We start from the raw sequence: 14,828 nt of genomic DNA on the forward strand, positions 1-14,828 counted from the left end.
CGTGGTGTGCTGATCGTGCTGCGCAACCCGGCCTACCGGCGCCTGTTCACCGCGCAGGTGCTGGCGCTGCTGGGCACCGGGCTGGCCACGGTCGCGCTGGGGCTGCTGGCCTACCGGCTCGGTGGCGAGCGGGCCGGGGCGGTGCTGGGCACCGCGCTGGCGATCAAGATGTGCGCCTACGTGTTGCTCGCGCCGGTGGTCACCGCGCTGGCGGCGCGGCTGCCGCGGCGGGCGTTCCTGGTCTCGACGGACCTACTGCGGGCCGGGGTGGCGCTGGCGCTGCCCTGGGTGGACGCGGTGTGGCAGGTCTACGCGCTGATCGTGGTCCTGCAAGCAGCCTCGGCCGCGTTCACCCCGACCTTCCAGGCCACCATCCCCGCCATCCTGCCCGGCGAGCAGGACTACACGCGGGCGTTGTCGTTGTCGCGCTTGGCTTATGAGCTGGAGAGCCTGCTCAGCCCGGTACTGGCCGCGGTGCTGCTGACCGTGCTCAGTCCCGGTCAGCTGTTCCTGGGCACCGCGCTGGGTTTCCTGGCCTCGGCGCTGCTGGTGCTCGGCGTGGCGCTGCCCGGACCGGTGGCCGAGCCGGGCGGGGCGTTCGACCAGGTCCGGCAGGGGCTGCGCGTCTACCTGGCCACGCCCCGGCTGCGCGCGCTGCTCGCGCTCAACCTCGCCGCCGCGGCCGCCGGAGCCATGGTGCTGGTCAACACGGTGGTCCTGGTGCGGGGCCAGTTGGGGCTGCCGGACTCCGCCGTGGCGGTGGCGCTGGCCGCTTGTGGGGCGGGCTCGATCTTGGGTGCGGTGCTGGTTCCGTTGCTGCTCAACAGGTTTGGCGATCGCAACCTGATGATCACTGGCGCGGCCGGGCTGGCGGGTGTGCTGCTGGCGACCGGGCTCGCGCTGGCCCTGCTGGACCGGGACGCCTGGTGGGCGGTGCTGCTGATGTCCTGGCCCGCACTGGGTTTTGGCGGCGCGGCGGTGCAGACCCCGGCCGGTCGGCTGCTCCGCCGGTCCGGGCAGGCGGCGGACTGGCCGGTGCTCTTCGCCGCCCAGTTCACCGCCAGCCACGCGGCCTGGCTGGCCGCCTACCTGCTCGCCGGGCTGCTCGGCGCGGTGGCTGGACTGCCCGCGACGCTGGGCGCGCTGGCGGCGCTGGCCGGGGGTGGCGCGCTGCTCGCCTGCCGGTTGTGGCCGGTGCGTGCGCCGAGGGTGTGCGAAAATGGGGTTGGCGCCTCCGATGGAGGACCCCGGACGAGCGGGTGCCGTACCCGGCCAGCGACAAGACGGCGCTCTGGGAGTGCGTCATGTCGTGGCTCGTTCTGGTCGTCTCCGGTGTGCTGGAAGCGGTGTGGGCGACCGCGCTGGGCAAGTCCGCCGGTTTCGCGAAGCTGACGCCGACCCTGGTGTTCGCGGTCAGCCTGGTCGCCAGCATGGCCGGACTCGCCTACGCGATGCGGGAACTGCCCACCGGGACCGCCTACGCGGTGTGGGTCGGCATCGGGGCCTCGCTCACCGTCGCCTACGGCATGTGGACCGGCTCGGAGGCCGTGTCGGTGGTGAGAGTGTTGCTGCTGCTGGGAATTGTCGGCTGTGTGATCGGGCTGAAGGTCCTGCACTGAGCAAGCGGGGGCGGCCGGTGCGCCGCCCCCTGCCGCTGCCGTTCAGTGCGTCATGGCCTCGAACATGCCGGCCTCGTACGAACCGGCCGGGTTGCGCACGATGATGTTCATCCGGTTCGCCGCGTTGATCAGGCCGATCAGGCAGACCAGCGCGGCGATCTGCTCCTCGTCGTAGTGCTCCCGCACCTGGGCCCAGGTCTCGTCCGAGACACCTTCGTGTGCGTCGGCCAGGCGGGTGCCCTCCTCGGTCAGGGCCAGTGCGGCGCGTTCGGCCTCGGTGAACACGGTGGCCTCGCGCCAGGCGGCGACCAGGTGCAGCCGGACCGCGGTCTCGCCCGCGGCGGCAGCGTCCTTGGTGTGCATGTCAATGCAGAAGGCGCAGCCGTTGATCTGGCTGGCGCGCAAGGCCGCCAGCTCCTGGGTGGCCTTCGGCAACGTCGACTGCTGGATCAGTAGGCCCGCGCCGGCGAAGCGCTTGCCGAACTTCATGGCGAACTCGTTGGCGAACATGTTCAGGCGAGCTTCCATCGTCTTGTCCTCACTCGTGCGTCTGCGGTGGACGAACACGAGACGCCTGCCGCGCCGATCCTGTGACAGCCTGGCCCGGTGACGAGCGACACAGCGGGGTGCTGTCACAGAATGGCGGTCAGGGACATCTGGTGGGTGACCCGCCGACTGACTAGGAGCCGCCCCGTGGACGACCGCCCGGACCGCGCGACCGAGGTGTTCCTCGCCCATCGGAACCTGCTGTTCACCATCGCCTACGAGATGCTCGGCTCGGCCGCCGACGCCGAGGACGTGCTGCAGGAGACCTGGCTGCGCTGGGCCGGTGTGGACCTGGACGAGATCCGGGAGCAGCGGGCCTACCTGGTCCGGATCACCACCCGCCAGGCGCTGGCCCGGCTGCGCGTGCTGGGCCGCCGCAAGGAGTCCTACGTCGGCTCCTGGCTGCCCGAGCCGCTGCTCACCGCGCCGGATGTGGCCGAGGACGTGGAGCTGGCCGACAGCGTGTCGATGGCGGTGCTGCTGGTGCTGGAGACGCTGGCCCCGACCGAGCGGGCGGTGTTCGTGCTGCGCGAGGTGTTCGACCTGCCGTACGAGGAGATCGCCGAGGCGGTGGACAAGAGTCCGGCCGCGGTCCGCCAGATCGCGCACCGGGCGCGGGCGCACGTGGCGGCGCGGCGGCCGCGCGAGGTGGTGTCGGCGGCGGAGACCCGCTCCGCGCTGGCGGCCTTCCAGCGGGCGGCCGAGACCGGTGATCTGCAAGGGCTGCTGGACATCCTGGCGCCGGAGGTGGTGTTGCTGGGCGACGGCGGCGGCATCAAGCAGGCCGTGCCGCGGCCGATCGTGGGCGCGGACAAGGTGGCCCGGCTGCTGATCGGCGGGTTCGGGCGGGTGGCCGAGCTGATGTCCTTCCGGCCCACCCAGGTCAACGGCCACCCGGCGCTGGTGGTGCATCAGGACGGTGAGCTGGACACCGTGGTCGCGGTGCGCATCGACGACGGCCGGATCACCGGGCTCTACGCGGTGCGCAACCCGGAGAAGCTCTCGCACATGGCGCGCGAGCACACCCTGAGCCGCTTCGCCTAAGCCCCGTGTTGGCCGTTGTCGTACACAGTGTTGGCCGTTCTGGACGGTGTGTTGGCCGTTGTGGACGGTGTGTTGGCCGGAGGGCGTCCCGGTTCGGCCAACACCCTGTACGACAACGGCCAACACACCGTACGACAACGGCCAACACGCTGGCGGGTTACGTGAGTTGGTTGGTCAGGGCGGCGGTGAGCTCGGCGCGGCCGCGGACGCCGAGCTTGCGGTAGGCGCTGGTGAGGTGCAGCTCCACGGTGCGCACGGTGAGGAACAGGGACTCGGCGATCTCCCGGTTGGTCTCGCCCTTGGCGGCGCGGGCGGCGACCCGGCGTTCGCTGCCGGTGAGGCTGTCCGCGGGTGAGTCGGTGCCGCGACGCAGCCGCCCGCCCGCCTCCAGCAGCGCGGCCGAGGACAGCGAGACCTGGCGGCGGTGCCGCAGCAGCACCGAGCGATCGAGGGAGCTGCGCAGGCGCTTGCGGGCGGCCTCCGGGTCACCTTCGCGCAGCAGCGCCTTGCCGAGCAGGTACTCGGCCTTGGCGTGCTCGAACTTGGCCGGGGAGGCGGCCAGCACCCGCACCGCCTCGGTCAGCAGGCGCACGCCCTGCGGGCCAGGGGTGGTCACGCCGCGGGCGGTCAGCGCCATGCCCAGCGCCCGTGGCGTGCCCCAGCGCTGGGCCAGCTCCGCGCCGTGCCCGGCGATCAGGCGGGCCTCCTCCAGGCGGCCCAGCTCGGCGAGCAGGCAGGCCGCGTCGTACCACCACGGGGCCAGCACCGGGTTGTCCACGTTGCCGTCGCGCAGGCTGGCGCCGCAGTGCCGCAACACTTCCAGCGCCTGCTCGGTCTCCCCCAGCGCCTCGTGCGTGCGGGCCCTGGCCATCAGGTAGTAGTGGTACTCCAGGGTGAACGCCTCGAAGCGGGGCCGGTGGATCTGGTCCAGCACCTCCCGCGCGCGCTCGGCCTCGCCCAGGTCGGTGAGCACCACGGCGAAGGCGATCTGCGGCATCACCATCCCGCCGGCCCAGTTCTCCTGCACCACCAGCTCGTAGCAGGACTGGGCGTCGGCCAGCGCCTCCACCAGGTCGCCGTTCCAGTGCCGGACGATGGCGCGCAGGCTGGTCACCATGCAGTAGGTCCAGGCCGCGCCCGCGGACTGCATGTGCTCGACCAGGGTGTCCAGGGTGGCGGGCATGGCCTCGGTGTCATCGGCCAGGTAGAGGGTGTAGATGGTGCCCAGGATGGTCCAGCCGCCCGCCTCCACCTCGTTGATCTTGAGCGCGGCCCTGGCCTGTTCGGCGGCCTCGGTGGCGGGGCGGGCGCTCACCATGCCGAGCAGGGCCAGCCCGGCCAGCAGCTGCCGCTCCTCGGTGGTGTCCCCCGGCGGGACCGGCCGGTGCTCGAAGCGGTCGCCGAGCGCGGCCAGGTTGGCCTTCTCGTCGATGCCCGCGGCCAGCAGGGATGCCTCCAGCACCGCCAGCAGCGCCCGGTCGCCGCCGTCGGGTGCCGGGCCGATGACCGCTTCCAGCGCCGCCAGGGTCTCCCCGGCCAGTGCGAAGGCGCGGACCGAGTTCTGCGCGCGCAGTGAGGTGATGGTGTACTGCAACACGATCGGCACCCTGGCGCGCGGATCGGCCACCAGCGCCAGCGCGCGTTCCAGGTGGGCGAGCGCGGTGCCGGGCTGGATCATGGCGAGCACCCTGGCCGACTGGCTGAGCACCGCCACGTCGGAGTCGTCCACCGCGAGCACCCGCTTCAGGTAGCCGGCCGCCACCCTCGGCGCGCCCCGGTGCTCGGCGTAGCCGGCGGCCTCGCGCAGCACGTCGGCCATCCACGGCTCCGGCGTGCCGGGCAGCAGCGCCAGCAGCACCGCCACCTCCTCCGCCGGGCGGCCAGCGTCGTTGAGCAGGGTGGCGGCGCGTTCGCGCAGCTGGTCCAGCTCGGCGGGCGGGGTGCCGGTGAGCACGGTCTGCCGGATGGTGTCGTGCGCGAACTCCGGGCGGGCGCCGCAGTCCTCCGCGGTGATCAGGTCGCGGCGGCGCAGCTCGGCGATGGCCGCGGTGGCGGTGCGCTGGTGCGCCCCGGCCAGCGCGGCCAGCAGCTCGACCTGTTCGCCGGGCAGCACCGCGATCGCGCGGGCCACCACGAGGATCTGCTCGGGCAGCCGGTCCAGCACCGAGCGGGCGACCACCTCGCGGCCCAGGTCGGCCAGCACCGCGAGGTCGGTGCGGTCGCCGTCGTAGTCGTTGAGCCGGGCCATGATCCGGCCGAGCAGCAGCGGGTTGCCACCGGTGAGCTGGGCGCAGTGCGCGGCGAACTCCTCATCCGGCCGCCCGCCGAGCACCTTGGTCAGCAGGTCGGCCACCGGCTGGGCGCTGAGCGCGGGCAGGTCCATCGGGTGGCACAGCGGCAGTCCGGCGATCTCGTCGAAGACCTCGGCGGCCGGGGCGTCCCGGCCGGTGCGCTGGGTGAGCACCAGCAGCAGCGGCAGGTCCTCGGCGCGGCGCAGCAGGAAGGCCAGCCAGCGCAGCGAGGGCTCGTCGCACCACTGCACGTCGTCCACGGCCAGCACCAGCAGCCCATCCGCGGTGAGGCCGACGGTGAGCCAGTGCAGGCCGTGCAGCACCGCGTAGGCGTTGCTGTGCAGGGTCGGGTCGTGCAGGTCGGGGTCGACCGCGGGCAGCGCGTGCCGGGCGCTGCCGTCGAGCAGTCGTCCCGCGCCGCCGTCCTCGGTCAGCCGCAGCGGCTGGAACAGCTCGCGCACCGCGGCGTAGGGCCCGCCGCCGGACTCCCGGCAGCGCGCGGACAGGCTGCGCGCGGCCAGCGGCGCGATCCGGGACAGGGCGGCGTGCAGCAGGCTGGTCTTGCCGATCCCGGCCGGGCCGCGCAGCAGGACCGCCTGACCGGTGCCGGCCCGCGCCTTGTCCGCGATCTCGACCAGCAGGTCCAGCTCGTGGTCCCGCCCGACCAGCTCAACGCCCCCGCTCATGGCGGAATCCTAGCTCTCCGTGACGGTCTGAACGGGCGTTGTTCCAGTGGCCGGGACCCCGGGCGCGGGGCGCACCTCTGGGCGTTTTCCTGCCCTGGGCAGGCCATGGTGGCCGCACGGCCCGCGACGGGCTCACCCAGCAGTCAAGGAGGACCTATGCCGGCAGACGAACCGGCCCGGTGCCCGGTCGTGGAGTTCCCCCGGCGGCTCGCCGGTGCGCCGTTCCCCCCGGCGGACTACGCCCGCTTCCGCGAGCTCCCCGGCCTGGTCCGCACCAGCCTGCCCACCGGCCAGCAGGTGTGGCTGGTGACCAGGCACGAGGAGGTGCGCGCGATCCTCACCGATCCCCGGGTCAGCTCGGACCCGACCAGGGAGGGCTTCCCCAGCTTCGGCCGCACCGGCGGCGTGCCGCGCTCGGACGAGGTGCCCGGCTGGTTCGTCGGCTACGACCCGCCGGAGCACAACCGGTTCCGCAAGGCGCTGATGCCGGAGTTCACCGTGCGCCGGATGCGCGAGTGGCGACCGGCGATCCAGCAGATCGTGGACGGCCGGATCGACGCCATGCTGGCCAGGGGTGACAAGGCCGACCTGGTGGCGGACTTCGCGCTGCCGATCCCGTCGCTGGTCATCTCCGCGCTGCTCGGCGTGCCGTATGCCGACCACGAGTTCTTCGAGTCCAGGACCCAGGTGCTGGTCAGCCTGGCTTCCACCGACCAGGAGCGGGAGGCCGCGGGCACCGCGCTGCTGCGCTACGTCACCCGGCTGATCAAGATCAAGCAGAAGTGGCCTGGCGATGACCTGATGAGCAGGCTGCTGGCCGCGGGCACGCTGACCCCCGAGGAGCTGCCGGGGGTGGGCATGCTGCTGCTGATCGCCGGGCACGAGACCACCGCCAACAACATCGCCCTCGGCGTGCTGACCCTGCTGATGAACCCGGAGTGGATCGGCGACGAGCGGGTGGTCGACGAGACGCTGCGGCTGCACTCGGTGGCCGACCTGGTGGCGCTGCGGGTGGCGGTGGCCGACCTGGAGATCGGCGGGCAGCTGATCAGGGCGGGCGAGGGCATCATGCCGCTGGTGGCCGCGGCCAACCACGACGAGTCGATGTTCGACTGCCCGAGCAGGTTCGACCCGGACCGGGGCGCGAAGCAGCACGTGGCCTTCGGCTACGGCGTGCACCAGTGCCTGGGGCAGAACCTGGTGCGGGTGGAGATGGACATCGCGTACCGGACGCTGTTCGAGCGGATCCCGGGGCTGAAGCTGGCGGTGCCGCCGGCGGAGCTGCCGTTCAAGTACGACGGAGTGCTCTTCGGCGTGCACTCGATGCCAGTGACCTGGTAGCCCGCGTCCCAACCCACCGGCGTGTTGGCCGTTGTCGTACGGGGTGTTGGCCGAACTGGTACGCCCTCCGGCCAACACACCGTCCACAACGGCCAACACACCGTCCGTATCGGCCAACGCTGTGTACGACAACGGCCAACACGGCGGAATCGTCGGGGCGATTTCGCTGTGTTGGCCGTTTTTTGTTGGCTCAGGTGAGTGAGGCCAGCCATTCCTCGACCATCTGGGCGACCTTTCCGGAGTCCTCCTTCGCCAGCGAGAAGTGGTCGGCGTCGATGGTGCGGACCTCGTCCGCGGGCACCAGCGTCGGCGGCAGGTCCGCGACGTTGCCGTCCATGTCCTTGGTGCAGCGCAGCAGCAGGCTCGGCACGGTGGACTCCAGCAGGTCCGCCCCGGCCAGCTTGCTGAACCAGTGCGCCATGGCCGAGAGCCGGGCCGCGCTCAGCGGGATCGCCGAGGAGCCGATCTTGTCCAGGTAGAACTGGGTCATCCCGCCCATGCCGCCGGTGTCGCTGCCGTCGTTGCGCACGCTGAGGGTGTCCAGCATGGCCACGCCCTCGGGCCTGATGCCCCACACCTGTTCCAGCACCCCGGCCGCGCCGAGTGCGATCGAGCCGCCGGAGGAATGGCCCAGCAGCAGGAACGGCTGGCCCTCGCTGGCCTCCAGCACGCTCTCGGCCACGGTGCGGATCGCGGTGTCGCCGTCGGCGGGCAGTGGCTCGTCCTCGGCGAAGCCCATCAGCGGCAGGGCGACCACCCGGCGGCGGCCGCGGAAGTGCGCGGCGATCCTGGCGTACTGGTGCACGCCGCCGGTGATCACCGGGGAGCTGATGCAGATGATCGTGGGCGAGTCGGGGCCGTCGGCGAGCAGGGTGGCCGGGGACAGCGTGGTCAGCTCGGCCGGGCTGTCGAAGCCGGGGCGCAGCGCGGCGACCGCCTTGAGCAGGGTGAGCCCGCCCTGGGCGTTGCCGCTGTGGATGGCGTCGGCGAAGAGCCGTTCCACCGTCTCGCCGCCGCCCCCGCCACCGGCCTGCGCGGGCGCGCTGCCCGCGGCCACCGAGTCGGCCAGTTCCGCGCGCAGCCGCTGGGCCAGCGCGGCCGGGGTCTTGGTGTCGAAGACGACCGTGGAGGCCAGCCGCAGCCCGGTGGCGTCGGCCAGCTTGTTGCGCAGCTCCACCGCGATCAGCGAGTCGAAGCCGGACTCCAGGAAGCCGCGTTCGGGGTCCAGCGCGCCGCGGTCGTGGTGGCCGAGCAGCGCGGCGGCGTGCGTGAGGACCAGCTCGCGCACCAGCTCCTCCTGCTCGGTGGCGCCCAGGCCGCGGAACTTCTCCCGCAGCCCGGAGGTGACCACCGCGCCACCGGAGGCCGCCGAGCGGCGGCCGCCCTGCACGATGCCGCGCAGCAGGGCCGGGACCACCGCGCCCTGGCCGGCCGCGCGCCTGCCCACCTTGATCGGGATGACCAGCGGTTCGTCCGAGCCGCTGGCGGTGTCGAACATGGCCAGGCCCTGTTCGGTGGTGATCTCGGGCAGGCCGGCGGAGTCGATCCGGCGGACCTGGCCCTCGTCCAGCCTGCCGGTGAGCTCGCTGCGCTCGGCCCACAGGGTCCAGGCCAGCGAGCTGCCGGGCAGGCCGAGGTCGCGGCGGTGCGCGGCCAGGGTGTCCAGGAAGACGTTGGCCGCGGCGTAGTTGGCCTGACCTGGGCTGCCGGTGACCCCGGCGACCGAGGAGAACAGGGTGAACGCGGTCAGCGGGTGCTCGCGGGTGAGCTCGTGCAGGTGCCAGGCGGCGTCCACCTTGGGCCGCAGCACGGTGCGCAGCCGCTGCCGGTCGAGCTTGGTGATCACGCCGTCGTCCAGCACGCCCGCGGTGTGCACCACGGCGGTCAGCGGGTGCGCGGCCGGGATCGCGGCCAGCACGGCGGCCAGCGCGTCCCGGTCGGTGATGTCCGCGGCCACCAGGTCGACCTCGGCTCCGGCCTCGGTCAGCTCCTGGCGCAGCTGTTCCGCGCCGGGGGCGTCCGGGCCGCGGCGGCTGAGCAGCAGCAGGCGGCGGGCGCCGTGCTCGGTGACCAGGTGCCTGCTCAGCGCGGCGCCGAGGGTGCCGGTGCCGCCGGTGATCAGCACGGTGCCCTCGGGGTCGAGGCCGCCGGGCAGGGTGAGCACCACCTTGCCGGTGTGCCGGGCGAGGCTGACGTGCCGGAAGGCGTCCCTGGCCCGGCGCACGTCCCAGCGGGTGACCGGCAGCGGGCGCAGCTCGTCGGCGGCGAACTTGGCCAGCAGCTCGTGGAGCAGGCGCTGGATCTCGGCCGGGTCGAGCGTGCCCAGGTCGACCGCGCGGTACCAGGCGCCGTCGAGGGTGTCGGCGGTGCGGATGTCGGTCTTGCCCAGCTCCACGAACCGGCCGCCGTCGGCGAGCAGCCGCAGGGAGGCGTCGGCGAACTCGCCGGCGAGGGAGTTGAGCACCACGTCCACGCCGCGGCCGCCGGTGACCGCGCCGAACGCGGCGGCGAAGGCGGTGTCCCTGGAGGAGGCGATGTGGTCCGCGGCCACGCCGAGCTCGCGCAGCAGGGCGTGCTTGCCCGGGCTCGCGGTGGCGAAGACCTCCGCGCCGAACAGCCGGGCGAGCTGGATGGCGGCCATGCCCACGCCGCCGGTGCCCGCGTGCACCAGCACCGACTGGCCCGCGCGCAGCTCGGCCACCTCGGCCAGGCAGTGGTAGGCGGTGAGGAAGGCGATCGGCACGGCGGCCGCGACCTCGTCGGTCCACTCGGCCGGGGTCGGCGCGAGCAGGCGCTCATCGGCGACCACCTGGGGGCCGAAGCCGCCACGGACCACACCGAAGACCCGGTCGCCGACCCGCAGGCCGTCGACCTCGGGGCCGGTCTCGGTCACCACGCCCGCGACCTCCGCGCCGAGCGGTTCCTGCTCGCCGGGGTAGGTGCCGAGGGCCTTGAGCACGTCGCTGAAGTTGACGCCCGCGGCGCGCACGCGCACCCGGACCTCGCGCCCGGTCAGCTCGCGTTCGGCTTCGGGGCTGGGGGCCAGGGTGAGCGCGTCCAGGCTGCCGGGGTTGGCGGTGTCCAGTCGCCAGGCGCCGGCCGGGGGCAGCAGGCCGGGGCCGGAGGCCAGGGTGGCCAGGCGGCCGAGGCGGACCGCGCCGTCGCGGACGAGCACCTGGGTCTCGCCGCCGTCGAGCAGGCCGGGCAGGGCGGGCACCGTGGTGGTGGAGCTGTCCTCGGTGTCCAGGTCAGCGAGCAGGAACCGGCCGGGGTGCTCGGACTGGGCGGAGCGCACCAGGCCGTGCACGGCGGCCGCGCCCAGGTCGGTGACCGGGTCCTCCGGGCCGCCGGAGACCGCGCCGCAGGTCACGAACAGCACCCTGGCGCGGGCCAGCGCGGCGTCGCCGGTGAGCTGCTGGATGATCTCCAGGGTGTGCGCGGTCAGCTCGTGCGCGGCGGCCACCGGGTCGGCGCCACCGGCCAGCTGCACCACGAGCACGTCCGGCACGGTGGTGTCCCCGCCCGCGGCGAGCTCGGCGATGGAGCTGACGTAGCTGGTGGCCCGGCCGCCGATCAGGTCGATGGCCGAGGCGAGGCCGAAGACGTCGCCGCCGACGATCGCCCAGCGGGCGCCCGAGGTGGGCCGCAGGTCGCCGGTGTGCGGGGTCCAGTCCAGCCGGAACAGCGAGGCCTGCTCGTCCCTGGCCACCGGGGCGGCCGCGGCGGCCCCGACCGAGCGCAGGGCAAGCGAGCCGACGGTGAGCACGGCCGCGCCGGTGACGTCGGTGGCCGACAGCGTGACCGTGTCCGCCCCGGTCTCGGCCAGCCGCACCCGCAGGTGTGACGCGCCGGCGGCGTGCAGGGTGACCTCGGCCCAGGTGAAGGGCAGCAGCATGCTGCCGGCTTCCGGGTTGAGCACGAAGGAGATCGGGTGCAGCGCGGCGTCCAGCAGCGCGGGGTGCACGCCGAAGGAACCGGCTTCTTCCTCCGCTCCGGGCAGTTCGACCTCGGCGAAGACCTCGCCGTCGCCGAGCCACACCGCGCGCAGGCCCTGGAAGGCCGGGCCGAACTCGCGGTTGGCGTAGAACCCTTGCAGGTCAACGGGTTGCGCCCCGGCGGGCGGCCAGTCCGGGGTTGACTCGGGTTCGGCGACCGGTCGCGGGCCGAGCACACCGGTGGCGTGCTGGGTCCAGCTCGCGTCCTCCTGACCGGCCGGCCGGGAGTACACGCCCAGCTCGCGCCTGCCGGTCTCGTCGGGCGCGCGGAGGACGAGCTGCACGGTGGTGGTGCCGTTGGCGGCGAGCACCAGCGGGACCGCGAGGTTCAGCTCCTCCACCGCGGGGCAGCCCACCAGGTCTCCCCCGCGCACCGCCAGTTCCAGGAAACCGGTGCCGGGGAACAGGATCAGCCCACCGGCCACGTGGTCGGCCAGCCACGGGTGCGCGGCCAGCGAGATCCGGCCGACGCACACCACCTGCTCGCTGTCGGCGTGCTCGACCACCGCGTCCAGCCACGGGTGGTCGGCGCGGCCGAGTCCGGCGGCGGTCACGTCCACCGCGGTGCTGCCCGGTCGCGGCCAGTGCCGCTCGCGCTGGAAAGCGTAGGTGGGCAAGGAGATCCGCCTGCCGCCGGGCAGGGCCGGGGTCCAGTCCACGGCCAGGCCGCGCACGTGCGCCTCGGCCAGCGCGGTGAGCAGCCGCCGCCTGCCGCCGTCCTCGCGGCGCAGGGTGGCCAGGGTGATCACCGCTTCGCCGGTGTCCTCGCCGATCTCGGCCACCGCGTGCGCGAGCACCGGGTGCGCGCTGATCTCGACGAAGGTGCGGAAGCCCTCGGCCAGCAGCTGCCGGATGGCGGGGTCGAACCTGACCTCGTCGCGCAGGTTGCGGAACCAGTGCTCGGCGGTGAAGTCCGCGCCGCGCACCCAGTCGCCGGTGGCCGGGGAGAACAGCGGGATCTCCGGCGCGGCGGGGGTGACGTCCTTCAGCTCGGCGAGCAGCTCCTCGCGGATGGTCTCCACCTGGGCGGAGTGCGAGGCGTAGTCCACCGGGATGCGCTTGGCCTTGATGTCCTTGGCGTTGAGGGAGTCCACCAGCGCCTGCACCGCGTCAACCTCGCCGGAAACCACCACCGAGCGCGGCCCGTTGACCGCGGCCACCTGCACGCCGTCCCCGATCAGCTGGCGAACTTCGTTGGCGGGCAACGGGATCGCGGCCATGGTGCCCAGTCCGGACAGCCGCCGCGCGATGGCCGCGCTGCGCAAGGCAACGATCTTCGCCGCGGTGGCCAGGTCGAGCGCGCCCGCGATGACGGAGGCGGCCAACTCGCCCTGGGAGTGCCCAAGTACGGCGTCCGGCCGCACCCCGTGCTGCTGCCAGACCGCGGCCAGCGCGACCATGACCGCGAAGGAGGCGGGCTGCACCACGTCGACCCGCTCCAGCGTGCCCTCGGGGCCGTGCCCACGCAGCACCTCGGTCAGCGACCAGTCCACGTGCGGGGCCAGTGCCGCCGCGCATTCGGCGATCCGCTCGGCGAACACCGGCGACTCGTCCAGCAGCGCACCGCCCATGCCGATCCACTGCGCGCCCTGCCCGGGGAAGACGAAGGCGATCCGGCCCGGTTTGCCCGCGGATCCGGTGACCACAGCGGGATTCGGGGTCTCCTCGGTGATCGCCCGCAGGCCGTCGGCGAGTTCTTCCGCCGCACCGACCATCACCGCGCGGTACTCGAACCGGCTGCGGGTGGCGGCCAGCGAGTAGCCGATGTCGACCGGCTCGCCGGGGTGGTCGAGCAGGCGTTCTGCCTGTGCCCGCAAGGCTTTCTGGCTGCGCCCGGACAGCACCCACGGCACCGTCGCCGGCACCTCGCGCGGCTGCTCGTCCTCGGTTTCCCCGGCGGGGCCTTGCTCCAGCACGATGTGCGCGTTGGTTCCGCTGATGCCGAAGGAAGAAACCCCGGCGCGGCGCGGTCGTCCGGCATCCGGCCACGGGGTCTGCTCGGTCAGCAGCCGGACCTGGCCCGCGGTCCAGTCGATGTGCGGGGATGGCCGGTCCACGTGCAGGGTCTGGGGCAGCACGCCGTGCCGCATCGCCATGACCATCTTGATGATCCCGGCGACCCCGGCGGCGGCCTGGGTGTGGCCCAGGTTGGACTTCACCGAGCCCAGCCACAGCGGCGTCTCCCGCTCCTGGCCGTAGGCGGCCAGCAGTGCCTCCGCCTCGATCGGGTCGCCCAGCTTGGTGCCGGTGCCGTGCGCCTCCACCGCGTCCACGTCGGCGGGGGTGAGTCCGGCCGAGGCCAGCGCGGCCCGGATGACCCGCTGCTGGGACGGTCCGTTCGGCGCGGTCAGCCCGTTGGACGCGCCATCGGAGTTCACCGCGGAACCGCGCACCAGAGCCAAGATCTGATGTCCGTTGCGGCGCGCGTCGGCCAGCGTCTCCACCAGCAGCAGGCCGACGCCCTCGGACCAGCCGGTGCCGTCCGCGCCCTCGGCGAATGCCTTGCACAGCCCGTCAGGGGCCAGCCCGCCCTGCCGGGTGAACCCGGCGAAGCCCATCGCGGTGGACATCACGGTCACCCCACCGGCCAGCGCCAGCGAACACTCCCCCGACCGCACGGCCTGCGCCGCCGAGTGCAGCGCCACCAGCGAGGAAGAGCAAGCGGTGTCGATGGTGACGGCCGGGCCTTCCAGCCCGAAGACGTAGGCGATCCGCCCGGACACCACACTCGCGGCCAGCCCGGTCCCCGCGTGCCCGGCCACGTCCTCACCACTGCGCAGCACCAGCTCGGAGTAGTCCTGCCCGTTGGTGCCCACGAACACGCCGGTCTTGCTGCCGCGCAACGCGTGCGGGTCCAGCCCGGCCCGCTCGAAGGTCTCCCAGGCGGTCTCCAGCAACAGCCGCTGCTGCGGGTCCATCGCCAGCGCTTCCCGGGGCGAGATGCCGAAGAAGGAGGCGTCGAAGTCGGCCACGTCGCGCAGGAACCCGCCGACCTCGGTGGCGCTGTGGCCCTCCCCGTCCCCGCTGAGCACCCGCAGGTCCCAGCCGCGGTCAGCAGGGAACGGCGACATCACGTCCGCGCCCTCGGCGAGCACTCCCCACAGCTCCTCCGGCGAGGACACCCCGCCGGGGAACCGGCAGGCCATCCCCACGATGGCCACCGGCTCCTGCCGCCCGCTCTCCAGCTCCTCCAGCCGTCGCCGGGTCTCGTGCAGGTCTGCGGTTACCCACTTGAGGTAGTCGACGAGCTTGCTGTCGTCCGGCATATGGCTTCGACCCTTCCCGTGGCACCAGCCTGGCCAGTCT

The 14,828-nt window shown here is 73.4% G+C and carries 5 protein-coding genes, 2 pseudogenes and 1 riboswitch; of the genes and pseudogenes, 4 read left to right on the plus strand and 3 right to left on the minus strand.

Going from position 1 to position 14,828, the window contains the following annotated elements:
- Positions 1-57: 57 nt before the first annotated feature.
- A pseudogene (locus tag N8J89_RS26275) lies at positions 58-882 on the plus strand (MFS transporter); the annotation flags it as partial.
- 344 nt (positions 883-1,226) lie between these two features.
- Positions 1,227-1,293, plus strand: a riboswitch (guanidine-III (ykkC-III) riboswitch).
- Between the two features lie 11 nt (positions 1,294-1,304).
- Positions 1,305-1,619: a DMT family transporter gene (locus N8J89_RS26280; RefSeq protein ID WP_283659684.1), complete on the plus strand. Its 315-nt coding sequence runs from the start codon at positions 1,305-1,307 to the stop codon at positions 1,617-1,619.
- A 42-nt stretch (positions 1,620-1,661) separates the two neighbouring features.
- Here N8J89_RS26280 and N8J89_RS26285 read toward each other — a convergent pair whose 3' ends face one another.
- Positions 1,662-2,147 carry a carboxymuconolactone decarboxylase family protein gene (locus tag N8J89_RS26285; protein ID WP_283659685.1) on the minus strand — a complete coding sequence of 162 codons (486 nt, stop codon included), beginning with the start codon at positions 2,145-2,147 and terminating at the stop codon, positions 1,662-1,664.
- Between the two features lie 111 nt (positions 2,148-2,258).
- On the opposite strand from N8J89_RS26285, the gene N8J89_RS26290 reads away from it, so the two are divergent.
- A complete protein-coding gene (locus N8J89_RS26290; RefSeq protein WP_283659686.1) occupies positions 2,259-3,209 on the plus strand; it encodes an RNA polymerase sigma-70 factor in 951 nt (316 codons plus the stop codon).
- A gap of 157 nt (positions 3,210-3,366) precedes the next feature.
- Here N8J89_RS26290 and N8J89_RS26295 read toward each other — a convergent pair whose 3' ends face one another.
- Positions 3,367-6,186 (minus strand): ATP-binding protein, encoded by a 2,820-nt coding sequence (locus N8J89_RS26295; RefSeq protein WP_283659687.1) that lies wholly within the window; start codon positions 6,184-6,186, stop codon positions 3,367-3,369.
- A 156-nt stretch (positions 6,187-6,342) separates the two neighbouring features.
- Here N8J89_RS26295 and N8J89_RS26300 point away from each other — a divergent pair, with 156 nt between their 5' ends.
- Positions 6,343-7,527, plus strand: coding sequence for a cytochrome P450 (locus tag N8J89_RS26300; RefSeq protein WP_283659688.1), 1,185 nt, complete (start codon positions 6,343-6,345; stop codon positions 7,525-7,527).
- A gap of 190 nt (positions 7,528-7,717) precedes the next feature.
- Here the strand turns inward: N8J89_RS26300 and N8J89_RS26305 are convergent.
- Positions 7,718-14,785, minus strand: a pseudogene (locus tag N8J89_RS26305) (SDR family NAD(P)-dependent oxidoreductase); the annotation flags it as partial.
- Positions 14,786-14,828 lie beyond the last annotated feature (43 nt).

The organism is Crossiella sp. CA-258035, assembly GCF_030064675.1.
In the GTDB taxonomy this organism is placed as follows: Bacteria; Actinomycetota; Actinomycetes; order Mycobacteriales; family Pseudonocardiaceae; genus Crossiella.